Here is a 22,490-nt window from a genome sequence, read left to right on the forward strand (position 1 = left end):
TTGCACCGAATGAAGGATGCGCGATGACCACTGCTGACCGAACGCACCCGCAGGACGAAGCCTCCCGAGGCGGAACCCGCCTGGGCAGGCGCGGCTTCCTGGCCGGCGCGACCGGTCTGCTCGCCGCCGGGCTGGCAGGCTGCGCGGGAGGGTCGCCCACTCCCTCCGGCCAGCCCGCGGGCCCCGGTTTCCCCGTGCGGATCCCGAACAAGTTCGGCACCGCCGAAATCCCCGCCGCCCCCGGCAAGATCGTGTCGCTGGGCATCACCGACCACGACGTGCTGCTGCCGCTCGGCATCGTGCCCGCCGGACTCACCCCGTGGGGACCGTGGGAATCGGGAGTCGGCCCGTGGGTCGAGCCGATGCTGGGCCAGGCGAAGCCGAAGCAGCTCGGCACCGACGTCGACGTCGAGGCCGTGATCACGCTGATGCCCGACCTGATCCTCGGCGTGCAGAGCGCGTTGACGCAGGACCAGTACAACCGGCTCAGCGCGTTCAAGCCGGTCGTGGCGCAGCCGCCGAAGGCCATCGACTACGGCGTGAACTGGCGGGTGCAGGCCGAGACCATCGGGCAGGCGCTGGGCAAGAAGGCCGAGGTGGACGAGCTGATCGCCGCCACCCAGGCCCTCATCGACCAGACCCGGCAGGCCAACCCGCTGTTCGAGGGCCGCACGCACGTCACGGTGCGCACCGACTCCGCGGGCACGTACGCCGCCTACACCAAGCAGGACGCCCGCACCGCGCTGCTGGAGCAGCTGGGGCTGAAGCTGGCGCCGTCGATCGACGGCATGGACAGCGGCGGCAAGTTCAACGTGAAGGTCAGCAAGGAGCAGGTGTCGCTGCTCGACGCCGACGTCGTCATCGTCACCACCGCCAAGCCCACGGATGTGGCGGCGGTGAAGGCGGATCCGCTACTGAACAACCTGCCCGCGGCGAAGCGCGGCTCGCTGCTGCTGCTCGACGACTACGACCTGACGATGGCGCTGGGCTCGGCAACGGTGTCCAGCATCCCGTTCGCGCTGGACAAGTTGACGCCCCAGCTCACCGGGGCGCTGCAGAAGCTCTGAGGTCGCGCCGCGGACGACTCGGCCCACCGCGGCCGGGTCGTCCGCGTTCGATCATCGCGGCGACGGGAGCCGGGACGGATCCACCTCGAGCAAGGTCCGGTCCCAGTCGCCGTTCTGAGCCGCCGCCGCGTAGGTGGAGCGCAGGAATTCCAGCAGCATCGCGTCCGGATCGTCCGCGGTGCGCACCGCCTCGTAGGGCAGCACGAACTCGCCGAGGTCCGGGAAGTACGCGGCGTCGGCGGGCCGTACCGGGTGCTCGGCGAACCCGGCGGGTTCCGGGTAGGCGTAGGAGTAGAACAGCCCTTCGCCGTCGCCTCCCGGCCAGAACCCGCAGCTGCTGAGCTCGTGCGAGTAGCCCTCCACCATCACCTCGTCCGGGCAGTTCGGCGCACCGCCGGGATGCGGCGGCGCCGGTCTGCCGGAGAACCGGGTGACCGCGAGGTCCATCGCGCCCCAGAAGTAGTGCACCGGACTGACCTTGCCGAGGAATTCGGCGCGGAACTCCCCGAAAACGCGGTTCGCGGCCACCAGCTGCCGCCACCACAGGTGCGCGCTCGCCGCGTCGTAGGAGGCGTGCGCGGTGTCCTCGTCGAACGGGATCGCCTGCGCCACCTCGTTCGGCGCGGCGTGGATCGAGGTCGTGAGGTCCAGTTCGTCCAGCGCGGCCATCGTCTCGCGGTAGAACAGCGCCACCGGTTTCGGCTCCAGCACCACCTCCCGCTGCCCGCCGTCGGCGGAGCGGATGCGCAGCACGTGGTCGCAGAAGTCGAACTCGGCGTCGAAGTTCCCGCTGCCGTGCGGCACCGCCGACGTCGTCAGGCCCCGAGGCGACACGTACAGGGCCACTTGCCACCAGTGGTTCATCATCGGCGCCAGCGCCAGCCGCACCTTGCCGACGATCTGCGTCCACAGCTGCAACGTCTCGCGCGTGTCGGCCCACTCGTCGACCCGCAGCCGTGGCCACCCCACGGCCTCCTGAACCCGTCCTGTCATCACGCCCTCCCCCGGTCGCGTCCCACCCATGTTGAGCGCCGCCCCCGGTGAACGCAGCCGCCGCACGTCCCGAAACCGCAGGTCAAACGGGGGCCGAAGGGCTCTTCCGGTAGCGGCTTCCCCGTGCGGTCCGGTGGGGGGACCGCGCGGGGAGACCCACCGGGTGGCGCGGGGCGCGGCGCCACCCGGCGCACCGGCGCCCGCCGAAGGGAGCGGACGCGGGCACCCTCGCACGCCGTCACTCGGGACCGCAGCTCCATGATTCGCGTGCACGCCATGCAACGGCATTCCCAGCAGATCGGCGATCTCCTCGGCGTCGGCGAGCCGCGTCTCGCACAGCGCGAGGAAATCGCCGTCCGCCAACGGAATCGCCACATGCACGACCCGCTTGACCGCCCCCACCACCCCGGCCCGATACCGCACCCGCACGGGGAAGGCGGCGACGAGACCGCCGTTGTTCTTGATCCACGAGCCGTGCCCCCTTGATCAGCTTTACAACGAGGTGGAGGGCCCTCAGAGGCATTACTGATGCATGCAGCTATCTGGACAGGAAGTCACGACTTGCGATGTTCGACATGGCGAGCAGCGCAGGCACTCCAAGGGCTCGCGCTTGGAGTCGAGCTTCGGAACGCACGGCAAGCCATCGGAATGAGCAGCCGAAAGCTGGCCGAGCTGGTAGATCGCAACGGCTCCCACCACCAGCCGTTTCATCGTGACGCGGGCAGTTAGCCGCTAGAGCCCGCAGGCCACGCGTACCAGCGCGGCGACCGCGAGGGAGCGGCTGTGCGACGGCCAGGCCAGGTGCGCCGTGGCGGCGGGCGCGTCGGCCAGCGGGACGGCGACGACGTTGCCGGTCAGCTGCGTGCGGGTCGACTCTGGCAGCACAGCGCAGGCCTTGCCCAGCCCGATGAGCTGGAGCAGCTGTGTTCCGTCGCGGAAGGCCGGGCCGGGTCCGTCCGGGTAGGTGCCGTCGGGGTGCGGCCAGCGCGGCATCGGCAGGCCGGGAATGTCGGCGACGTCGGCCATCCGCAGCGCCTCCCGCGCGGCGAGCGGGTGCCCGGCCGGGAGCACCACCACTTGGCCTTCCGCGGCGAGCTCTTCGTGGTCGAGGCCGGTGAACGAGTTGAACGGCACGTGCAGCAGCGCGACATCCGCGCGACCGTCGCGCAACATTCGTTCCGGCTCGCCGACACCGCAGTGCACGAGTGCTACTTCAACGGGCACCGCGTCCGCCTCGGCCGAGTAGGCGTCGAGCAACTTGGCCACCAGTTCGCCGAACACGCCCGCCATGGTCACCAGCACGAGGCCGGGTCGTCCCGACTCCGACCGTCCGGCGCGGCGGGTGCGGCGTTCGGCGGCGTCCACCGCGTCGAGGGCGTTGCGGCCTTCCTCCAGCAGCACCGCCCCGGCACCGGTGAGGCTCACGACGCGGCTGGACCGAACGAACAGCGGCGTACCGAGACGGCGTTCGATCTTCTGGACGGTCCGCGACAACGCCGGCTGCGCGATGTCGAGCCGCTCCGCCGCGCGCCCGAAATGCAACTCTTCGGCGACGGTGACGAAACACCGCAGTTCCCTTGTCTCCACGCTGAACGACGCTACCCGCACCGATAACCCGACGGCATCGATCAGCGCCCGGCCGGCATTGGAAACGGCGACCGGCGAGGACGCAGGATCTTTTCCATGAGCGGAAAAACCGCGCTGGTCACCGGCGCGAACAAGGGCATCGGTTTCGGGATCGCCAAGGGCTTGGGAACGCTCGGCTGGAGCGTCGGCGTGGGCGCCCGCGACGACGCCCGCCGTGCGGACGCGGTGCGGAGGCTGCGGACCGACGGCATCGACGCGTTCGGCGTTCCTCTCGACGTCACGGACGACACGAGCGTGGCCGACTCGGCCCGGCTGCTGCGCGAGCGCGGCAGCCTCGACGTCCTGGTCAACAACGCGGGGATCAGCGGCGGGCCGACGCAACTGGCGACCCGGCTGCCCATCGAGACGATCAGGGCCGCGGTCGAGACGAACGTCTTCGGCGTCATCCGGGTCACCAACGCGCTGCTGCCGCTGCTGCGGGAATCGGCGCACCCGCGGATCGTCAACATGTCCAGCGGCGTCGGCTCGATTACCCTGCAACAGGACCCCGACGCTCCGACGGGCCCGGTCAGCGCCGCCTACGCGCCGTCCAAGTCGATGCTCAACGCGGTCACGGTGCAGTACGCCAAGGAACTCGAGGGCACCGGCATCCTCGTCAACGTCTGCTGTCCGGGATTCGTCAACACCGCGATCAACGGCTTCAGCGGCCACCGGTCCCCCGACGAGGGCGCCGCGATCGCCGTCCGGCTCGCCACCCTCGCCGATGACGGCCCCACCGGCGGGTTCTTCCACGACGACGGCGCCTACCCGTGGTGACCTCATGCCATGCCGGGCCGGACACGTCACGATGCGAACGGCACCATCGCGTTCGCGGACCTGCTTGCCGCGGCTGATATCAGCGACGGCGTCCGGTCAGTCGAATTCGACGCGGACCTGCTTGCCGCGGCTGATATCAGCGACGGCGTCCGGTCAGTCGAATTCGACGCGGACCCGCACTTTCCCGGCCTCGTCCCGGACCGCGAGGGCATGTCCGGTGCGCCGCTCGCCGCCCATTTCGAGGGCGATCGGGGCGCGCTCTGCCAGGAAGTTGCGCCACCAGCGCTTCTGATCCGGCGCCATCACGTCGATGGTGGCGCCGGATTCGGTGCGCCGGACGGCGACGACCAGTGAGAACTCACTCCCCGAACGCCGTCCTCGGTAGGAGACGGCCGCCATGCCCGTGCGGCCGACCTCCGACGGCCACCGGGAAAACCTCTTCACCAGCGGCGCGGCGAGCTTGTTGACATAGCGCCCAGCGACGGAAATCGCACTCATTCGACGGCCCCTCTCTTCCGGCGACGGTGCATCCGCCTCACCCCGCGGAGCGGCCGATCGCGGAAACGCCATCCGCGACCGGCGACGATCCACACCGAGCGTACTCGCGCGGCACCGTTCGTTCGAGCACGAAGACCCCGTGATCAGCCATCGGCGACGGCCAGCAGAACTCCGTCCAGGACCGAGGAAAAGCGGTCCAACGTGTCGGCGCGCAGCGACACGAAGCAGCGGGTGCCTTCGAACCGGCAGTGCACCAATCCCGCTTCCCGCAAGACCTTCATGTGGTGGCTGAGCGTCGACGGCCCCACCTCCACCGCGAAGTCGTCCCGCTGATGCTCGGCGCGGTCCGCGAGCACCGCCAGGATGCTCAACCGGGCCGGATCGCCCAAGGCCGCGAAGATCCTCGCAAGCCGGACGTCCTTCAGCTCGGGGTGATCCGGAGTGCGCGCCATGTCCACACCTTAACACCCATTCGAAGTTCGACGAACTTCGATATATGGTCGTGCTCCCGGCCGCCGGAAGCGGGCGACCCGAGCAGAAGGAGCACACCTTGGAATTCCTCGTCCACGTCAACGTGTCCCGCGTCTTCGAACTACCCGCCGCCGAACGCGACGACGTGATCCGGCGCGAGCAGGAACGCGGACGCGACCTGCTCGATCGCGGCGTGATCAAGCACTTCTGGACCCTGGTCGGCAAGCGGGCCAACGTCGGCGTCTGGGTCGCGGCCGACGCCGAGGAACTGCACGCGGTGCTCTCCGACCTGCCGATCTGGCCCTGGGCCGACATCGAAGTGACACCCCTGATCACCCACCACCTGGTCACCGAGACGAGGTAACGAGTCCTCCCGGACTCACGTTTCCCGGTGCTCAACGACTTCCCAGCGACAGGTTCGACGTCGCAAGCGGCCACAGGAGAACCGGTCGCCCCACGAGGAAGCCGTTGAGACCCACCTGCTCGAGCCGAAGCCCGAGCAGGTGGGTCTCACCGAATCAGCCGCGAACCGGCACCTTCCGTCGGTACCGTCCCGGCCGGGCGATCAAGAGGAAGCGTCTTGGTGTCGGCGGAACCGGAGCTCGTCGTCGTGGCCGAACGCGCGCACAGGTCCGAAGCAGGAACCGGTGCGGTGTGCGCAGCACTGGGCCGTTCCCACCTCTACACCCATCACCGCAGCTGCACGTCGCGGATCTCGGCCAGCGGGGGAGGTGGGTTTCGGTGTTCAGCACCCGCGAACGCCTTGCCGCCGCGCTCGGCGAATGCCACGCGATCACCATGCCCGGTGTGGACTACCTCGCATTCACCCCGACCGGGATCGGACTCGTGCTCGACCCCGGTGACGCCCACGCCCTGCCCCTGCCTTCGCACCTGCTCGACCAGGCCGCCGCCGCACTCGGAGTGAACAGATCAGCATGAGCGGCCACGGCGAAGTCGAAGTCACCCTGACCGCACTGATCAACGCCTCGACGGGCCTCGACCAGGTCATCGAGGACGTGAGCACCGTCGGCGCCGAAGACATCTCGGACCTCGGCGCCGACGGCGACCACGGCCACGAACAGCTAGCGACAGCCGTGAGCGAATTCGCCGACGCCTGGGGATACGGCCTGGGCGACCTGATGCGGGACGCCACCGGGCTGAGCGAATCCCTGCACGACTCCGCCGAGACCTACGCCGAGACGGAGAACGTCAACATCGACCGGTTCGTGCAGGGGCGGTGAGCACGGCCGAACTCGGAGGCGCCACCGACCCGCGCGCCCTCATTCCCGGCAATCCGGAAACGGTGCGCGGCGAGATCGCCTGTGCAACCGCTACGCAGCCGGACTCGGCCGTGCCGGAGAGGCGCTTCGGACCCTCGACACCGCCGACTGGCGAGGTGAGGCCGCCGACGCGTTCGACGGGCACCCCGTCGACTGGCTCAAAGCTTCCGACGCGTTCCGCGACGCCGCCGACTCCTCACCGGACATGTCGAAGTCCTCGAATGGGCGCGGGACCAAGCCACCCAAGCGCTCGCCCTGCGGCAGGAAGCCGAAGCCGCCACCGAACGAGCACGAGCCGAACACGGCGCGTTGCCCGCGAACAGCAACGATCCACCGACACCGCCACACCGGCCGCACCCATCCCCTTCACCGACCCCGGTGCCGACAAGCGCGCCGCAGCCCAAGACCTGCTGCATCGCGCCCGTACCCAGCTAGCCGAAACCGGCGACCGCACCCGCACGGCGGTTCTCGACCTCACCGCGGCGGCACCCGCGCGACCCGGCTTCTGGGGGCAAGCAGGCGAAATCGCCACCGACTCCGCCTCCGGACCCGGCGACTGGGGAAGCGACCTCGGCGACGTCCTCGGCAACCTCGGCAACATCCCCGCCACTCCGGATTCCACCCCTGGGACCTGTCCGCGGAAGAAGCCGCGCGCAAACTCCACGACGACGCCACCGAGCAGCTTCGCCACACCAAGCTCCTCGGCCCCGGCCAAGTCTGCTTCTTCGACATCACCGAGGACGCCCTCCGAAAATACCCGCCGGAAGACATCGACTGATCCGGAACAGGACCAGCACACGGCGAAACGGCCCGCCCACCCCGGGGCGGATTCGCCGCGGGGTGAACGGGCCGTTCGGGTGCCGATGCGTCAGGCGATGATGCGCAGCGGGTCTTCCAACAAGGCGGTGAACTGCTGGAGGAACGCGGCACCCACGGCCCCGTCGATGGCGCGGTGGTCGGCCGAGAGGGTCACCCGAAGGATCTTGCGGGCCACCACCTCGCCGTCGCGCAGCTGGAGCTCGTCCTTGGCTGCGCCGACGGCCAGGATTCCGGCCTCCGGTGGGTTGATCACGGCGGAGAACTGCTCGATGCCGAACATGCCCAGGTTCGAGATGGTGAAGGTGCCGCCGGACATCTCGTCCAGCTTCAGCTTGCCCTCGCGGGCACGGCCCGCCTTCTCTCGGCCCTCGGCGGCGATCTCCGAGACGCTCTTGCGGTCCGCGTCGGGGATGACCGGAACGATCAGGCCGTCCTCGATGGCGACCGCGACGCCCAGGTTGATCCGCTTGTGCTTGATCAGCTTGTCGCCGCCGAAGGAGACGTTCACCGACGGGTTCGCGCGCAGCGCCGTGGCGACCGCCTTCACGACCAGGTCGTTGATGCTGACCTTCGGGCCACCGGCCGCCTGCAGCCGCTCGTTGAGCTTCGCGCGGAACTCGACGAGCTCCGTGACGTCGATGGCGCTGGTCAAGTAGAAGTGCGGGGCCTGCTGCTTGCTCTCGGTGAGCCGCTTCGCGGTGACCTTGCGGATGTTGCTCAGCGGCACCTCCTCCGCGTCCGCCGGAGTCGCCACCTGCGGTGCCGGTGCCGGGGCGGCCGGAGCCTGCGCGGCGGGAGCGGCAGGAGCGGGGGCGGACGACGCGGCGGCCTCGATGTCGGCGCGGATGATCCTGCCACCGGGGCCGGTGCCCTCGACCGAACCGAGATCCACCCCGAGGTCCTTGGCCACGGCCTTCGCCAGCGGCGACGCCTTCGGCTTCGCGCCCTCCGCGACCGCGTTGCCGTTGGTGGGAGCGGGCTCGACGGCCGGAGCGGCGGGCTCGGCGGCCGGAGCCGGTTCCGGCTTCGCCTCCGGCGCGGCGGCCGGAGCCGACGGCGCGGCGGAGCCCGAACCGTCGCCGATCAGGGCGATCGGCGTGCCGATCGGCACCGTCTGGCCCTCCTCGACGAGCAGCTGCTCCAGCACGCCGTCGTCGAAGGCCTCCAGCTCCATGATGGCCTTGTCGGTCTCGATGTCCGCGACGACCTCGCCGCGCTCGATCGAATCGCCCACCTTCTTGCGCCAGGCGGCGATGACGCCTTCCTCCATGGTGTCGGACAGGCGGGGCATCTGGATCTCAGTCATCTGCACATTCCTCGGGAACTCTCAAGTCTCGTGGTGAACCGGTTCGTCGTGGCTCCCGGGATCCGACCCGAACGCACGACTCGGGTCAGGCTCAGCGGCGACGGCCGACGGCGTCGAGAGTCTCACGCACCGCGGTCGTGAGTGACTCGGCGGAGGGCAGCGCGGCCTTCTCCAGCGGCTTCGCGTACGGCAGCGGGACCTCGGCGGACGCGACCCTGCGCACCGGGGCGTCCAAGTAGTCGAACGCACCGTCCGAAATGGACGCGGCGATCTCCGCTCCGATGCCGTAGGTCAACCAGTCGTCCTCGGCCACGACCGCGCACCCGGTCTTGCGGACCGAGTTCACGAACGTCTCGCGGTCCAGCGGGCGCAGGCTGCGCAGGTCCACGACCTCGGCGTTGATGCCGTCCTGCTCGTACAGCTTCTCCGCGACCTGAGTGGCCACCCCGGCCATCCGGGAGTAGCCGATGATCGTGATGTCGGAGCCCTCGCGGGTCACCGCGGCCTTGCCGATCTCGGCCGGCTCCACGTGGTCCGGAACCTCGCCCTTGGTGTTGTAGAGCGCCAGGTTCTCCAAGAACAGCACCGGGTCGTCGTCCCGGATCGCCGCCAGCAGCAGCGCCTTCGCGTCCGCGGGCGTGCTCGGCGCGACGACCTTCAGGCCCGGCACGAACGCGTAGTACAGCTCGATGTTCTGCGAGTGCGTCGCGCCCAGCTGCTGACCGCCGCCACCGGGCGTGCGCAGCACCATCGGCACGTTGGTCTGGCCACCGAACATGCCGTAGATCTTGGCCGCGTGGTTGACGATCTGGTCCAGCGCCACCAGCGAGAAGTTGATCGTCATGAGCTCGACGACGGGGCGCAGCCCCAGCATCGCGGCGCCGACCGCCGCACCGACGAAGCCCTCCTCGGCGATCGGGGTGTCGCGCACCCGCTTCTCGCCGAACTCGTCCAGCAGCCCAGCGGTGATCTTGTACGAGCCCTCGAAGACGCCGATCTCCTCACCGATGAGGAACACGTCGTCGTCGCGGTGCATCTCGTCGCGCAGGGTGTCGTGCAGCGCCTGGCGGTAAGTGATGACGGCCAAGAGTCGTTCTCCTGAAGACATGCCGCGCGCGGCACCCGGCGAAGCACACCGGGCACCGCGCGACGACGAGAGATGAGAGTGCGGTCAGAACACCGGGTCTGCGGGCAGCCGGCGCGAGTCGTTGGCGACCGGAGTGGCGTAGGTGTAGTCGAACAGCGTCGAGACCTCGGGGTGCGGGCTGTCGTCGGCGAAGGCCACCGCCGCGTCCGCGTCGGCCTGCGCCAGCCGCTCGATCTCCTTCGCGCCGTCCTCGTCGAGCACGCCGGCCTCGACCAGCCGCGACCGGAAGTTCACCACCGGGTCGTGGTCGCGGGCCTCCTGCACCGACTCCTCGCTGCGGTACTTCGCGGGGTCCACGACGGAGTGCCCCTTGAGGCGGTGGCTGACCGCCTCCAGCAGCGCCGGGCCGCCCGACTCGCGGGCGCGCTCCACCAGCCGCGTCGCGGCGTCGCGGACGGCCAGCACGTCGTTGCCGTCGACCCGCTCGCCGTGCATCCGGTACGCCGAGGCGCGCTTGTAGAGCTCCGACTCCGCGGAGGACTTCTCCACCGTGGTGCCCATGCCCAGGAAGTTGTTCACCACCACGAACACCACCGGCAGGTTCCACAGCGCGGCGATGTTCAGGGCCTCGTGGAACGCGCCGATGTTCGTGGTGCCGTCACCCATCTGGCACATCACGACCTGGTCGCCGTCGCGGTAGTCGATGGCCAGCGCGGCACCCGTCGCCAGCGGGATCTGACCGCCGACGATGCCGTAGCCGCCGAGCAGCCCGGCCTCCACGTCGAACATGTGCATCGAACCGCCCCAGCCCTTGGAAGTGCCGGTGGTGCGGCCGTAGAGCTCCGCCATCACGCGGCCGGGCTCGATGCCCTTGGCCAGCGCGTAGCCGTGCTCGCGGTAGTTCGTGAACAGCAGGTCCGTCTTGCGCAGCGCCGACATCAAGCCGACGACGGTGGCCTCCTCGCCCAGGTTCAGGTGGCAGTAGCCGCCGATCTTGGCCTGGGTGTAGCCCTGCGCCGCGCGCTCCTCGAAGCGGCGGATCAGCGTCATCTGCTGGAAGTAGCCGCGCAGCAGCTCGGCGGACTCCCCGGCGAACGGGCCGCTCTTAGCGGCGCTCGCCGTGCCGCGGCGGGACTTCGCGCGGGTGGCGGGTTTGGTGCGGGTCGCGGTCTCAGCCATCACGGAACCCTTTCGATGCGTCGAGCGGAACGGGTGGATCAACGCTTCTTCGGCGGCGCGGTGTGCACCGGCAGGCCGAGCGCGGACATCGCCGCCTCCATGCCGATCTCACCGAGCGTCGGGTGCGCGTGGATCGTCTCGGCGAGCTCGTCGAGCGTCGCCTCCAAGGTGATCGCCAACGCGCCCTCGGTGATCAGGTCGCTGGCGGACGGGCCGAACACGTGCACGCCGAGCACCTCGCCGTACTGCTTGCCCGCCACGATCTTCATGAAGCCCTCGGTGTCGCCGAAGGTCTGGGCGCGGCCCAGCGCGGCGAACGGGAACTTCGCGGCGACGACCTCGTGGCCGGCGTCGGTGGCCTGCTTCTCGGTGAGCCCGACGCTGGCGATCTCCGGGTGGGTGAACGTCGCCGCCGGGATGACGTCGTAGTCGATCGCCGCGTGGTGGCCCGCGATGGTCTCGGCGGCCACGACGCCCTGGTGCGAGGCGACGTGCGCGAGCAGCGCCTTGCCGGTGACGTCGCCGATCGCGTAGACGTGCTCGACGTTGGTGCGCAGCTGGTCGTCGACCTGCACGAAGCCGCGGCCATCGACCTCGACTCCGGCGGCGGAGAGGTCCAGCGCGGCGGTGTTGGGCTTGCGGCCCACGCCGACCAGCACCACGTCCGCGTCGACCTCGGAGACCTTCGCGCCGTCGACCGCGACCTTCAGCGCGGCGTTCTTGCCGCGACCGGAGCTCTCGATCTTCGAGACGGTGGCGCCGGTGAGCACCTGCACGCCCCGCTTGCCGAAGGAGCGGCCGAGCGCCTTGCCGATCTCGGCGTCCTCGGCGGGCACCAGCGTCGGCTGCATCTCGATGATGGTGACCTCGCTGCCCAGCGAGGAGAACAAGCTGGCCCACTCCGCGCCGACAGCGCTGCCGCCGATGACGGCGAGCTTTCCGGGGACCTCGGTGAGGCCGAAGGCGCCATCGGAGGTGATCACGCCGGGCAGTTCCGCGCCGGGCAGCGGCAGCTGCACGGGGACCGAGCCAGTCGCGATGATCACGTCGCGGGCGCTGATCCGGTCGACGGGCTCCGCACCGGCCGGGTCGGCGGCGTAGCGCGGGCCGTTCGCGCCGAGCGCGGACTCGCCGACGGCGAACACGTCGACCGTGGTCGGGCCGGTGAAGCGGGCGTGGCCGTTGACGACGGTGACGCCGTTGGCCTTGAGCAGGCCCGCCACCCCGTCGGTGAGGCCCTTGACCACGCTGTCCTTGCGACGGGTGATCGCGTCGTAGTCCAGGCCGACGTTCTCGGCGCGCACTCCGAAGTCGGCGGCGTGCAGCACCGTCTCGTAGACCTCGGCCGAGCGCAGCATCGCCTTCGTCGGGATGCAGCCCCAGTTCAGGCACACGCCGCCGGGTCGTTCCTTCTCGACCACGGCCACGTTCAAACCGCGCTGCGCGGCCCGGATCGCCGCGACGTATCCGCCGGGGCCGCCGCCCACTACGAGGAGGTCGTATTCCTGCACTTCGATGTGCTCCTTCGAGCCGCACCAGCCCTCACGAGACCGCGCCAACGGGCGGGTTCGCAGCCGGGTGAATATCGGGTGATTCTCACTCAGAGTGTCGTGAGCGCGGCCACTTCCGCGCTATGCGCGACCGCCCAGACTTCGCGGACGGTCGCTGTGCACAGCGCACAATCCCAGCCTCGATCGGCACCCTCAGTGATCACATCTCACTTTCCGTGAGACCTTACCGCCGGCGGACTGGGGAAAACACGACCACCTCGCGGAGAGGAGAAAAACGGGAAATTTTCGCCGCCGGACTCAGTCGCGCAGTCCGTCGCGCAGGTGTAGGGCCGACAGCGCCAGCGACAGCGACACGTACGCCGCCCGCCCGTGCAGCGGCTGCCCGATCAACGTGCCGATCCGGTGCAGCCGGTTCAGCACGGTGTTGCGGTGGCAGTGCAGCCGCACCGCGGCGTTCGCCGTGGAGCAGTTCTCCTCCAGCCACGCGGTGAGCGTGTCCAGCAGCATGTCCCGCTCCTTGACCGGCAAGTCCAGCAACGGCCCCAGCTGCGAATCCAGCAGGCGTTGCGCCAGGTCAGGGGACTGCACCAGCAGCGCCTCCGGATAGCGCTGGTCCAGCGACACCAGCTGCGCGGAACCGTAGGAGGCGGTGCCCATCGCCGTCACCGCGAGCTGGTGCGCCAATCCGACCTCGGCCAGGCCGCGCACCACCGGCGACGCCGCCACCCGGCCGCGGGCCAACGGGCGCAGCACCTCCAGCGCACCCGCCGCCTTGCGCTGCTCCAGCGCGACCAGGCCCACGAGTGTGTCGGCGCGCACTTGCCACACCGATCGGATGTGCACCCCGCCCAACGCGTCGTGCTGGCCGCTGAGCGCGAAGCTGCCGTCGGACCGCATCTCCGCCACCACGACCAGGTAGCGACCGGCGGCGGGCAGGTCCAGCTCCTTCGCCGTCCGCTGCGCGAAGGCGGTGTCCCGCGCCCGGCCGCTGAGCAGGTCTTCGACCAGCGCGTGCCTGCGCTGATCGTCGCGGCGCAACCGCTCCAGCTCGGTGTTGCGGTACGAGGTGGACAGCGTCGAGGACAGCCCGTCGATCACCGTCCACATCGACGTCGCCGCCCCCAGCACCACGTCCGGGTCGGCGCGATCCGCGTGCGCCTGCTCGACGATGGCCTCCCACACGATGCGCCCGCCGAGGCGGAAGGTGCGCAGCATGACCTCCAGCGGCACGCCCTGCTCCGCGCGGCGGCGGCCGATCGCCGCGGCCACGTCATCGCCGTCCGGGTCGCCCGCGGCACCGCTGAGGATCTCCAGCACCCGCTGCAGGTAGCGGCGGCAGCCCTCGTAGAGGTCCTCGCGGGGCACCGGGCGGTAATCGGTCCACTCCGGGTTGTCGGTGAAGATCGCCGCCATCAACCGCCCGGCCAGCGCCTCGGCATCACCCAGCCGAGCCGCCGCCAGCGAATGCGTGATCGCGTGCCCGGGATCGGGCACCGGACGAGCAGGATCGGCGGCCACGTCCTGCGACGATACCCGTGGAGGAACGATCAGCGATCGTGTCGCGCCGCACGCCTGGTATCAAGTTCGCAGCATCACCCTTCGCCGTGACCGGCGGCGCACCCCACCACGATCGACCAGGGACGATCGAAATCAGGCGATGATCGAGAGAGCGATGCCCGGAGCAGGACTGCCCCAACGACGACCCCGCGCCCAGCTCTCCGACGAGGTGGCCGCCCGCATCCGCGACCGGATAGTGACCGGACGGCTGCGCAAAGGCGAACACCTGCACCTGGAGCGCCTGTCCGAGGAGATCGGCGTCAGCGTCACCCCGGTCCGCGAAGCCCTGCTGGCGCTGCGCGGCGAGGGGTTCGTCGAACTGGAGCCCCGTCGCGGTTTCACCGTCCTGCCGCTGAACCGCCAGGACATGGAGGACACCAGCCAAGTGCAGGCGATGCTGGCCGGCGAGCTGGCCGCGCGCACCGCCGAGCTGATCAGCGTCGCGCAGCTGGCCGGGCTGGAGGAGGTGCAGGCGGAGCTGGAGCACGCCGGCCGGTTCGGCATCGGCGACGCCGCGGAGCTCGACCTCCGCTTCCACCACGTCATCTACGACATCGCCGATTCGGCGAAGCTGGCGTGGTTCGTGCAGCTCGCCTCGCGGTACGTGCCGCGGCGGCAGCTGGCCGCCGCGGCGGACTTCACCGAGTCGACCGGTCCGGAGCACCGCGCGATCCTGCGCGCCCTGCACAACCGCGACCCGGAGGCGGCTCGGCGCGCGATGCACGAGCACCTCACGCACAACGGGCAGGTCCTGATCAGGCAGCTGGACCAGCAGGGGTTCTGGGAGCAGTGATCGCACGTTCCAGTGAACTCCGGCCTGTTCGATAGCGCTTCGCAGCCGGAGTCGGCGACCATTCCCTCACGTGGGCGAGACGGACGCCACCAGGGAATATTTCGGGTACGTAACGTATTCTCTACCTGCGGCGACATGCTCGGTGGCACTCGAGTTCGCGGCGACGTCACCCCCTTCGATCCTCGGATCGGCCCCGGCCGATTCACGGGTCTCCGAAGGGCGTTCGGCGGCCCGCGGGCACACCGGAAACCACGTCTCCCGAGCTCGACGCCACCACCACCAGCAGCAGCTTTACCTTCTCCCAGGAATGCGGGGCACGAACCATGCAGATCAGCAGCCGCACTGTCGTGTCGGTTGTCGGAACGGTGATGATGGTCCTGATGACCGTCGTACTCGCCGCATGGTCCTCACCGCAGTCCCCAGTGCAGCAACCCACCGGAGCGCCCAACGGCGCCATGGTCAGCGTCCTGCGCTAGCCGGAGCGCGGTGGGCGCGGGCCGCTCAATCCTCGCGCACCACGTCGGTGGCCGGTTTGTCGTTGCGCAGGCCCAGGAATCTCGGGTGCCGCAACCTGCCGTCCCGGGTCCACTCGGTGAAGCCGACCTCCGCGACGAGCTCCGGCTCGGCCCACCGCACCTCCCGCTCCGGAATCCGGTCCGCGAACGGCGACTCCCGCCGGGACAACTCGTCGAGCCTGCCGCCGAGGTCCCGCAACGTCGCCTCGTCGTAGCCCGTGCCGACCTTGCCCGCGTACCGCAGCGCGCCGCCGTCGAAGTAGCCGACGAGCAACGCCCCGAAAACGGACCGGGACCCCTTCGGCTCGGTCCTGCCGCCGATGACGAACTCCTGCCCGGACAGGCACGGGAACTTCAGCCAGTCCCGGCTGCGACCGCTGCGGTAGGGGCGGTCCGCGCGCTTCGCGATCAGCCCCTCCCAGCCGCGAGCGCAAGCCTGCTGGAAGAAGTCCGCGCCGTCCCCGCTGCGGTGCTCGCTCAGGCGCAGCGGGCCGGTGAACTCGAAGCACTCCGCCAGCAGCCGCTTGCGGGCCCGCAGCGGCAACCGGGTCAGGTCGACGCCGCCGAACGCCATCAGGTCGAACACGCAGTAGTGCACCGCCACTCCGGTGCGGCGGGCGGCGCGCGGATCGGTCAGGTGCATCCGGCGTTGCAGCCTGGCGAAGCTGGTGCGGTCGCCGTCGAAGGCCACCACCTCGCCGTCCAGCAGGAACCGGTCCGCCTGCCCGGCCAGCGCCTCGACGACCTCGGGATAGGCGGAGTCGACCCGGTTGTGGTTGCGCGACCACAGCACCGGAGCTCCCCCGTCGCGCCCCGCGACCACCCGCACCCCGTCGAGCTTGCGCTCGAACACCCAGTCCGGGTCGGAGAAGCGGGCGTCGGTGCGGGTGGCCAGTTCCGGCGCCAGCCACTCCCCCGACCAGCCGCGCAGCAGCGGGCGAAGATCGGAGTCGAGCAGGTCGAGCGGATCAGCTTCGGTCACGCATGCGGTATACCCGTAGTGGGCAGGGCGACCCCCTGACCACCCGCTCTCTCACACTTTCGTGATGGTGCGGGAAACTGGAGTTGATCTGCCGCAGGTGCGGGTACGCCCGCCCGAGCCGACCGCTGAAGGTGCACCGAGCGATGCCGAAGACTACGAACCCGCTGCTGAAGAAGAGCGGCCCCTCCACCAACATGATCTTGAGCATCGTGGTGGTCGTGGGCGCGATCTTGATCGTCGGCGGGATCCTGCTGTTCACCGCCTCCCAGAAGGGCGACGACCAGGCCGGTGGCGGCGGTCCCGCCCCGGCCCCCGGTGCCGACGTCAGCGGCATCGTCGCGCACCCGGACAGCAACAAGCTGCTCGAAGCGCCCGACGGCAAGGTCACCGTCGCGGAGTTCCTCGACTTCCAGTGCCCCACGTGCTGGAACTACTACACCGGCGTCACTCAGACGATCGAGAAGGAGTTCGCGGGCCGGATCACCTTCGTGAACCGCAACTTCCCGATCGCCAAGGCGCACCCGCTGGCCGAAACCGCCGCTCAGGCCGCCGAAGCGGGTGCCGCCCAGGGCAAGTACAAGGAGATGTACCACGCCCTCTACGAGAACTACCGCGCCTGGGCCATCAGTCCTGACGGGCAGAGCGTCAGCGACGACAAGGCTCGCGCTGACAAGCTGTTCACCCAGTACGCGCAGCAGAGCGGGCTGGATGTGGACAAGTTCCACGCGGACATGGGTTCGCCCGCGGTAGCCGAGCGGATCAAGGCCGACCAGGCGGATGCGCAGAAGGCCGGGGTCGAGGGCACGCCCACGTTCTTCATCAACGGGCAGAAGTGGGAGCCCAGCCAGAACGCCAAGAACTACGGCGACGTGGCCGCGCAGCTGCGGGAGAAGCTGAACCAGGAGCTGGCGAAGTGACCGCCACCCAGCAGGCCCGCGCGGCCGAGCCCGCGCCCGCGAGCTCGGGCGCGCCGGCTCGCGGGCTGGGCTGGCTGTACCTGATCGGCGGCGCGATCGGCCTCGTCGCCGCCGCCGCGCTGCTCATCGAGAAGATCAACAAGCTGGGCGACCCGGGCTACGTCCCGTCGTGCAGCTTTAACCCGATCGTGTCGTGCGGTTCGGTCATGGACAGCACGCAGGCCGCGCTGTTCGGCTTCCCGAACCCGCTGATCGGCGTCGCCGCGTTCCCCGTGGTGATGGCCGTCGGCGCCGCGCTGCTGGCCGGGTTCGCCGCCCCGCGCTGGTTCTGGCTCGGCCTGCAGCTCGGCACGACGCTCGGCGTGGTGTTCGTGCACTGGCTGATCGCGCAGAGCCTGTACGAGATCGGCGCGCTGTGCCCGTACTGCATGGTCGTGTGGGCCGTGACGATCCCGATCTTCTGGTACACGACCCTGCACACCCTGAGCTCCGGGCACTTCGGCGGCGGCGTCACCGCGGGCACCGCGCTGAGCCGCTTCCACAGCCTCGGGCTGGTGGTGTGGTACTTGGTGATCGTGGTGCTCGTGCTGCAGGCGTTCTGGAGCTACTGGACAAGTCTGATCTAGAGAAGTCGCACACCGGGCTGGAACACCCGTTTGTCCGGCCACCACGCCGGGTACCAGGTGACTGTGAGTAATGGTATTCGCATTCCCCCGGCTCCCCGGCCGACGACGTTCGCGACGCGGACGCCGCACGCGGCACCGCGGACCGGACCCGATCGAGGTGGCGCGTGATGCGGTCAGAACCCGGTGCGCGATCGGAACCCGGAGTCCGGCCAGGACGGCCGGGTTCCGGGCCCGGTACGAGGTTCCCCAGCGCAAAGCGAGGTGTACCAGTGTCAGCACCCCAGCCCGCACGCGGTGAGCAGACCGCTCCCGCTCCCCGTCCGAGCGCGGACTCCGCCTCGGGGGCGTCCGTCGTGGAGGTCCGGGTCGCCGCGGAGGCGTCCCAGTTGTCGGTCCTGCGGGCCGTGACCGGAGATCTCGCGATGCGGGCCGATTTCGACGTGGACTCGATCGCCGACCTGCGACTGGCGGTGGACGAGGCGTGCTCCTCGCTGATCCGGCTCGCCGCGAGCGGCCAGACCCTGACCTGTCGGTTCCAGGGCGACGAGCAGAGCCTGGGCGTCTCCGCCTCGGTCATCAGCGACCATCCGCAGGAGGCCAGGCAGGACACGTTCAGCTGGCGCGTGCTGAGCGCGCTGACCGACGATGTGTCAACCTCGGTGGAATCGGACGCGGACACCGGCAGTGGCCATGTGGTCCGCATCGACTTGACCAAGGGACGGGCACACGAGTGAAGCAGGCGGATTCCGATCACGCTGCGCACTCGCGACATCAACGCTACGACGAACTGGCGCCCCTGTTCGCCGAACTCGCGGGTGTGGATGAACAAGATCCCCGCCATGCGCGGCTCCGGGACCGGCTGGTCACCGCGCACCTGCCGGTGGCGGAGCACATCGCGCGGCGGTTCAGCCACCGCGGCGAAGCGCAGGAGGATCTCACCCAGGTCGCCACCCTCGGGCTGATCAACGCGGTGGACCGGTTCGACCCGGACCGCGGGGTGGACTTCCTGTCCTACGCCGTGCCCACGATCATGGGCGAGGTGCGCAGGCACTTCCGGGACACGGGCTGGGCGGTGCGGATGCCCCGCAGGCTCCAGGAACTGCACTTGGCGGTGTCCTCGGCCATCGCCCGGCTCTCGCAAGAACTCGGCCGCGCGCCCACTCCCAGCGAGCTGGCCGAACACCTCGACATCAGCCGGGACGACGTCTTCCGCGGCCTGGAAGCGGGCAACGCCTACCGCAGCGCCTCGTTGGACGAACTGCTCACCGCCACCGACGAGATCCCGCTGGGCGCGGCGATCGGTTCCGACGACGCCGAACTGCTCGAAGTGGAGAACCGGGAGACGATCCGCCCGCTGCTGGCCGAACTCGACGAGCGGGAACGGCGGATCCTGGTGATGCGGTTCTTCCGGTCCATGACGCAAACCCAGATCGCCGAGCAGATCGGCATCTCCCAGATGCACGTCTCCCGGCTGCTGTCCCGGACCCTGTCCTGGCTGCGGGAACGCCTGGAGAACGCGGAACCGCCCGCCGAGACCGCCACCACGGACTGACCGGCACCCGCCGCGGCGGGGCCTGGACGTGGAAGACCGCCCGAGGCTCGGTCGGGGGTGACTCCGAACCTCGGGCGGCCGGTCTTGGGGCGCCGAAACGCCGGAACACCCGGCAGAGCGGGCGGCGGTTCGCCGTCGCCCGGCTCACCGGGTGTCGTGGCATCACTTCACGGAGATGCCGTGCTCCTTCAGCCAGGGCAGCGGGTTGATCTTGCTGCCGCCCTCGATGACCTCGAAGTGCAGGTGCGGGCCGGTGGACTGGCCCTTGTTGCCGATGGTGGCGATCTTCTCGCCGGCGCTGACCTTGTCGCCCACGCTCACGTCGATGGTGTTGACGTGGCCGTAGACGGTGATCGTGCCGTCGTTGTGCTGCACCCGGACCCACTGGCCGAAGCCGCTGGCCGGTCCGGCGCTGATGACCTCGCCACCGCTGACGCTGACGATCGGGGTGCCGATGCTGTTGGCGATGTCGATGCCCTTGTGGGTGCTGCCCCAGCGGGAACCGAACCCGGAGGTGAAGGTGCCTTCGGCGGGCTTGACGTAGCCGTTGCTCGCCTTCGCGGGCTGGGCCGACGCGGCCGGCTTGGCCTCGGCGGCCTTCTTCTCCGCCGCCTGCTTCTCGGCGGCTTCCTTGTCCGCGGCTTCCTTCGCGGCCTTCTGGTCCGCGGCGGCCTGGGCCTTCTGCTGGGCGATCTCTTCGCCCTTGGCCACCTTCTGGGCTTCCTGGTGCGCGCCCTGCGCCGGCCGGGCGTCGAGCAGCTGCACCGAGGCGGGCGCCCCGTGGGCACCGTTGACCGAGGCGGCGAGCTGCTGCTGCGCGGCCACGTGCTGGTCGGCCACCGGGCGGACGGCCTGGCTCTGGGGGCTCTTGTCCGCGTTGGCGGCCAGCGGCTGGCCGACGGCGGCGAACGCGCCCGCCGCGACGACGGCCGCGGCGATCTTGTTCCGGGTGGACACCCGGGAGGTCTTGCTCTCGGAACGAGGGCGGAAGGAGTTCAACAAGGACTCCCGGAGAGCGGTCTTCGGGGTGTGGCCGCTCTCCTCGCGGTGCTTGGCCATGGTCGCCTTTCCGTCTTCGGGGGTGGCTCGGTCACTCCCGCCGGGGGATGCGGGCGAACTCTTCGGGGGCGAGTCCTGTTCGTGACTGAACCGTGACGTTCTCAGCGAAAAAGGTAGCTAAGGGTCATCCGGACCATCAAGAGCTCACCCTTTAGGTGCAGCTTTGCCTGTCGTTCAGCCGCCATGTGCACACGTTCAGTCACTAAATAAGATGACCTTTCGGTAACGGTCGTGATCTGCCGGAGGCGATCTTCGACGAACTCCGGACGGATGGCCGGAAGATCGGCGACCCGATGCGATCGGCTCCGCGCGATCAGTGATTCCCCCTGGGCACGGAGCTCGCGACCACGCGCAGCGACCGGCCGGACACGGCGCCGATCGGACCGCTACACCGCCGCGCCCGACCGCACGATCGGCGCTGACCTGCACGATCGATCAGATCCGGGCGCGCATCGCGTGGGTCGGCGACCAAGACCTCATCGGCCTGAAAGTGGTCTTGAGCACAAACTCGACCACTCGGCTCCATCACCCCCCGGACGGCCTCAAGTGACTCGTGAGTAACCGCCTGCGGCCGATCTCCCGCACTCTGAGATGCGCGTGCCACCCGAAGAGTTGATCTGATTCACTGACGGACATGACGCGTGGTGACCAGTGGGGCCTGCTCGTGCAGCGCCTGCACGTCGACCTGCTCCGCGTCAGCTCCGCCGGGTGTCGACCTTCCCGCTGACCGTCCCGCCCCGGCCCTCCCGCCCACCACGCGACCCGGCTGCGGCCGGTGGCCGCCCCCGCGGGCGAGCGCGCGCCGCCACTCCTAGCGCAGGCGCCGCGGCACGTCCGCCGATCGGGGCCGCACCGCCCGAACCGATCACCCGAACCGCCCCGGCACGCACCGCGCACGACCGGGGCGCCCTCGAACGCCACCCCACGGAGAGATCGTGCAGACCTTCCTGATCTTCGCGCTCGGCGGTTTCATCGCCCAGCTCGTCGATGGTTCCCTCGGCATGGCCTACGGGGTGACTTCCACGACCATCCTGCTCACCGCGGGGCTCACGCCCGCCGTGGCCTCCGCTTCGGTGCACCTGGCCGAGATCGGCACCTCCGTCGCCTCCGGCGTCTCGCACTGGAAGTTCGGCAACGTCGACTGGCGCGTGGTGCTCATCCTGGGTGTGCCCGGTGCCGTCGGCGCCTTCCTCGGCGCGACCGCGCTGAGCAACCTCTCCACCGAGGCCGCCGAACCGTGGATGTCGGCGATCCTGCTGACGCTGGGCCTGTACGTGCTGCTGCGCTTCGCGCTGCGCCCGCTGCGCCGCAGGCAGCTGACCGGGGTCAGCTCGAAGCTGCTCGCCCCGCTGGGCCTCGTCGCGGGCTTCGTCGACGCGACCGGTGGCGGCGGCTGGGGTCCCGTGGCGACCCCGACGCTGCTGAGCACCGGCAAGGTGGAGCCGCGCAAGGTCGTGGGCTCGGTGGACACCAGCGAGTTCCTGATCGCGGTGGCGGCCAGCCTCGGCTTCATCATCTCGTTGGCCGACGAGCCGCTGTCCTGGGCGACGGTGGCCGCGCTGCTGATCGGCGGCGTGATCGCGGCGCCGCTGGCGGCGTACCTGGTGCGGATCGTGCCGATGCGGCTGATCGGCGTCGGCGCGGGCGGGCTCATCGTGCTCACCAACACCCGGACCCTGATCAAGGCGTTCGACCTGCCCGCTCCAGGCGTGTTCTACACCGTCATCGTGCTCGCCTGGGTCGCCGCGCTGGCCTACACCGTCCGGCAGATCGTGCGCGACCGCCGCGAGGAGCTCCCGGAGGACGCGGGCGAGCCGGTGCGCAGCTGATCCGCCGCCGCCGAGACGACGAACGCCCGTCCGCGACGCTGTCGCG

Annotated in this window: 23 protein-coding genes and 2 pseudogenes; 15 read left to right on the forward strand and 10 right to left on the reverse strand. The window is 70.0% G+C overall.

Annotation, left to right across the window (positions count from 1 at the left end; all coding sequences use genetic code 11):
- The first annotated feature begins 23 nt into the window (after positions 1-23).
- Positions 24-1,067 (forward strand): iron-siderophore ABC transporter substrate-binding protein, encoded by a 1,044-nt coding sequence (locus OOZ19_RS06680; protein ID WP_266089108.1) that lies wholly within the window; start codon positions 24-26, stop codon positions 1,065-1,067.
- A gap of 51 nt (positions 1,068-1,118) precedes the next feature.
- Here the strand turns inward: OOZ19_RS06680 and OOZ19_RS06685 are convergent, their stop codons facing one another.
- The gene (locus OOZ19_RS06685; protein WP_266089109.1) at positions 1,119-2,060 is read right to left on the reverse strand and encodes a DUF5996 family protein; all 942 of its coding nucleotides are present in this window, start codon (positions 2,058-2,060) and stop codon (positions 1,119-1,121) included.
- A gap of 732 nt (positions 2,061-2,792) precedes the next feature.
- Positions 2,793-3,647, reverse strand: a complete 855-nt coding sequence (locus OOZ19_RS06690; RefSeq protein ID WP_266089110.1) for a LysR family transcriptional regulator — start codon at positions 3,645-3,647, stop codon at positions 2,793-2,795.
- Between the two features lie 96 nt (positions 3,648-3,743).
- Between OOZ19_RS06690 and OOZ19_RS06695 the strand changes: the two genes are divergently transcribed.
- Both OOZ19_RS06695 and OOZ19_RS06700 read left to right on the forward strand, forming a co-directional pair.
- Positions 3,744-4,463 (forward strand): SDR family NAD(P)-dependent oxidoreductase, encoded by a 720-nt coding sequence (locus OOZ19_RS06695; protein ID WP_266089111.1) that lies wholly within the window; start codon positions 3,744-3,746, stop codon positions 4,461-4,463.
- 9 nt (positions 4,464-4,472) lie between these two features.
- The gene (locus OOZ19_RS06700) at positions 4,473-4,817 is read left to right on the forward strand and encodes a hypothetical protein (protein WP_266089112.1); all 345 of its coding nucleotides are present in this window, start codon (positions 4,473-4,475) and stop codon (positions 4,815-4,817) included.
- 287 nt (positions 4,818-5,104) lie between these two features.
- Here the strand turns inward: OOZ19_RS06700 and OOZ19_RS06705 are convergent, their stop codons facing one another.
- The gene (locus tag OOZ19_RS06705; protein ID WP_266089113.1) at positions 5,105-5,413 is read right to left on the reverse strand and encodes an ArsR/SmtB family transcription factor; all 309 of its coding nucleotides are present in this window, start codon (positions 5,411-5,413) and stop codon (positions 5,105-5,107) included.
- A 44-nt stretch (positions 5,414-5,457) separates the two neighbouring features.
- Between OOZ19_RS06705 and OOZ19_RS06710 the strand changes: the two genes are divergently transcribed.
- The 5 genes and pseudogenes from OOZ19_RS06710 to OOZ19_RS30130 form a co-directional block, all read left to right on the forward strand.
- Positions 5,458-5,796, forward strand: coding sequence for a muconolactone Delta-isomerase family protein (locus OOZ19_RS06710; protein ID WP_266089114.1), 339 nt, complete (start codon positions 5,458-5,460; stop codon positions 5,794-5,796).
- Between the two features lie 290 nt (positions 5,797-6,086).
- Positions 6,087-6,371, forward strand: coding sequence for an SseB family protein (locus OOZ19_RS06715; RefSeq protein WP_266089115.1), 285 nt, complete (start codon positions 6,087-6,089; stop codon positions 6,369-6,371).
- Positions 6,368-6,673, forward strand: a complete 306-nt coding sequence (locus tag OOZ19_RS06720) for a type VII secretion target (protein WP_266089116.1) — start codon at positions 6,368-6,370, stop codon at positions 6,671-6,673. The genes OOZ19_RS06715 and OOZ19_RS06720 overlap by 4 nt, the downstream gene beginning before the upstream one ends.
- Before the next feature lie 79 nt (positions 6,674-6,752).
- Positions 6,753-6,893 (forward strand): annotated as a pseudogene (locus tag OOZ19_RS30125) (putative T7SS-secreted protein); the annotation flags it as partial.
- A gap of 40 nt (positions 6,894-6,933) precedes the next feature.
- Positions 6,934-7,200: pseudogene (locus OOZ19_RS30130) on the forward strand (putative T7SS-secreted protein); the annotation flags it as partial.
- A 380-nt stretch (positions 7,201-7,580) separates the two neighbouring features.
- Here the strand turns inward: OOZ19_RS30130 and OOZ19_RS06725 are convergent.
- From OOZ19_RS06725 to OOZ19_RS06745, 5 genes are all read right to left on the reverse strand, one after another.
- Positions 7,581-8,837, reverse strand: a complete 1,257-nt coding sequence (locus OOZ19_RS06725; protein ID WP_266089117.1) for a dihydrolipoamide acetyltransferase family protein — start codon at positions 8,835-8,837, stop codon at positions 7,581-7,583.
- Positions 8,838-8,928: 91 nt separating this feature from the next.
- A complete protein-coding gene (locus tag OOZ19_RS06730; protein ID WP_266089118.1) occupies positions 8,929-9,924 on the reverse strand; it encodes an alpha-ketoacid dehydrogenase subunit beta in 996 nt (331 codons plus the stop codon).
- A gap of 84 nt (positions 9,925-10,008) precedes the next feature.
- Positions 10,009-11,103, reverse strand: coding sequence for a pyruvate dehydrogenase (acetyl-transferring) E1 component subunit alpha (pdhA, locus tag OOZ19_RS06735; protein ID WP_266089119.1), 1,095 nt, complete (start codon positions 11,101-11,103; stop codon positions 10,009-10,011).
- Positions 11,104-11,141: 38 nt separating this feature from the next.
- Positions 11,142-12,614 carry a dihydrolipoyl dehydrogenase gene (lpdA, locus tag OOZ19_RS06740; protein ID WP_266089120.1) on the reverse strand — a complete coding sequence of 491 codons (1,473 nt, stop codon included), beginning with the start codon at positions 12,612-12,614 and terminating at the stop codon, positions 11,142-11,144.
- A 297-nt stretch (positions 12,615-12,911) separates the two neighbouring features.
- Positions 12,912-14,132 (reverse strand): PucR family transcriptional regulator, encoded by a 1,221-nt coding sequence (locus tag OOZ19_RS06745; RefSeq protein WP_266089121.1) that lies wholly within the window; start codon positions 14,130-14,132, stop codon positions 12,912-12,914.
- Positions 14,133-14,271: 139 nt separating this feature from the next.
- On the opposite strand from OOZ19_RS06745, the gene OOZ19_RS06750 reads away from it, so the two are divergent.
- On the forward strand, positions 14,272-14,964 hold the full coding sequence (locus OOZ19_RS06750; protein ID WP_266089122.1) for a GntR family transcriptional regulator: 693 nt from the start codon (positions 14,272-14,274) through the stop codon (positions 14,962-14,964).
- A gap of 501 nt (positions 14,965-15,465) precedes the next feature.
- Here the strand turns inward: OOZ19_RS06750 and ligD are convergent.
- The gene (gene ligD, locus OOZ19_RS06755; protein WP_507028803.1) at positions 15,466-16,461 is read right to left on the reverse strand and encodes a non-homologous end-joining DNA ligase; all 996 of its coding nucleotides are present in this window, start codon (positions 16,459-16,461) and stop codon (positions 15,466-15,468) included.
- A 143-nt stretch (positions 16,462-16,604) separates the two neighbouring features.
- On the opposite strand from ligD, the gene OOZ19_RS06760 reads away from it, so the two are divergent.
- The 4 genes from OOZ19_RS06760 (at position 16,605) to OOZ19_RS06775 (ending at position 19,556) form a co-directional block, all read left to right on the forward strand.
- Positions 16,605-17,378 carry a DsbA family protein gene (locus OOZ19_RS06760; protein WP_266089123.1) on the forward strand — a complete coding sequence of 258 codons (774 nt, stop codon included), beginning with the start codon at positions 16,605-16,607 and terminating at the stop codon, positions 17,376-17,378.
- Positions 17,375-18,004 carry a vitamin K epoxide reductase family protein gene (locus OOZ19_RS06765; protein ID WP_416309400.1) on the forward strand — a complete coding sequence of 210 codons (630 nt, stop codon included), beginning with the start codon at positions 17,375-17,377 and terminating at the stop codon, positions 18,002-18,004. Before OOZ19_RS06760 ends, OOZ19_RS06765 begins: the two co-directional genes overlap by 4 nt.
- Positions 18,005-18,273: 269 nt before the next feature.
- Entirely contained in the window at positions 18,274-18,738 is a 465-nt protein-coding gene (locus tag OOZ19_RS06770; RefSeq protein ID WP_266089124.1) for an ATP-binding protein, read from the forward strand.
- A complete protein-coding gene (locus OOZ19_RS06775; protein ID WP_266089125.1) occupies positions 18,735-19,556 on the forward strand; it encodes an RNA polymerase sigma factor SigF in 822 nt (273 codons plus the stop codon). The genes OOZ19_RS06770 and OOZ19_RS06775 overlap by 4 nt, the downstream gene beginning before the upstream one ends.
- Positions 19,557-19,718: 162 nt before the next feature.
- Here OOZ19_RS06775 and OOZ19_RS06780 read toward each other — a convergent pair whose 3' ends face one another.
- Positions 19,719-20,615, reverse strand: a complete 897-nt coding sequence (locus OOZ19_RS06780; RefSeq protein ID WP_266089126.1) for a M23 family metallopeptidase — start codon at positions 20,613-20,615, stop codon at positions 19,719-19,721.
- A 634-nt stretch (positions 20,616-21,249) separates the two neighbouring features.
- On the opposite strand from OOZ19_RS06780, the gene OOZ19_RS30005 reads away from it, so the two are divergent.
- Positions 21,250-21,342 carry a putative leader peptide gene (locus OOZ19_RS30005; protein ID WP_323055105.1) on the forward strand — a complete coding sequence of 31 codons (93 nt, stop codon included), beginning with the start codon at positions 21,250-21,252 and terminating at the stop codon, positions 21,340-21,342.
- A 208-nt stretch (positions 21,343-21,550) separates the two neighbouring features.
- Positions 21,551-22,444, forward strand: coding sequence for a sulfite exporter TauE/SafE family protein (locus OOZ19_RS06785; protein WP_266089127.1), 894 nt, complete (start codon positions 21,551-21,553; stop codon positions 22,442-22,444).
- Positions 22,445-22,490: the final 46 nt, after the last annotated feature.

This window comes from Saccharopolyspora sp. NFXS83 (genome assembly GCF_026241095.1).
Taxonomy (GTDB): domain Bacteria; phylum Actinomycetota; class Actinomycetes; order Mycobacteriales; family Pseudonocardiaceae; genus Saccharopolyspora_C.

Coding starts and splice junctions, on each gene's coding strand:
- OOZ19_RS06680 (WP_266089108.1), top strand. CDS start 24: ATGACCACTGCTGACCGAACGCACCCGCAGGACGAAGCCTCCCGAGGC.
- OOZ19_RS06685 (WP_266089109.1), bottom strand. CDS start 2,060: ATGACAGGACGGGTTCAGGAGGCCGTGGGGTGGCCACGGCTGCGGGTC.
- OOZ19_RS06695 (WP_266089111.1), top strand. CDS start 3,744: ATGAGCGGAAAAACCGCGCTGGTCACCGGCGCGAACAAGGGCATCGGT.
- OOZ19_RS06700 (WP_266089112.1), top strand. CDS start 4,473: ATGCCGGGCCGGACACGTCACGATGCGAACGGCACCATCGCGTTCGCG.
- OOZ19_RS06705 (WP_266089113.1), bottom strand. CDS start 5,413: ATGGCGCGCACTCCGGATCACCCCGAGCTGAAGGACGTCCGGCTTGCG.
- OOZ19_RS06710 (WP_266089114.1), top strand. CDS start 5,458: ATGGTCGTGCTCCCGGCCGCCGGAAGCGGGCGACCCGAGCAGAAGGAG.
- OOZ19_RS06720 (WP_266089116.1), top strand. CDS start 6,368: ATGAGCGGCCACGGCGAAGTCGAAGTCACCCTGACCGCACTGATCAAC.
- OOZ19_RS06725 (WP_266089117.1), bottom strand. CDS start 8,837: ATGACTGAGATCCAGATGCCCCGCCTGTCCGACACCATGGAGGAAGGC.
- pdhA (WP_266089119.1), bottom strand. CDS start 11,103: ATGGCTGAGACCGCGACCCGCACCAAACCCGCCACCCGCGCGAAGTCC.
- OOZ19_RS06750 (WP_266089122.1), top strand. CDS start 14,272: ATGATCGAGAGAGCGATGCCCGGAGCAGGACTGCCCCAACGACGACCC.
- OOZ19_RS06760 (WP_266089123.1), top strand. CDS start 16,605: ATGCCGAAGACTACGAACCCGCTGCTGAAGAAGAGCGGCCCCTCCACC.
- OOZ19_RS06780 (WP_266089126.1), bottom strand. CDS start 20,615: ATGGCCAAGCACCGCGAGGAGAGCGGCCACACCCCGAAGACCGCTCTC.
- OOZ19_RS30005 (WP_323055105.1), top strand. CDS start 21,250: ATGACGCGTGGTGACCAGTGGGGCCTGCTCGTGCAGCGCCTGCACGTC.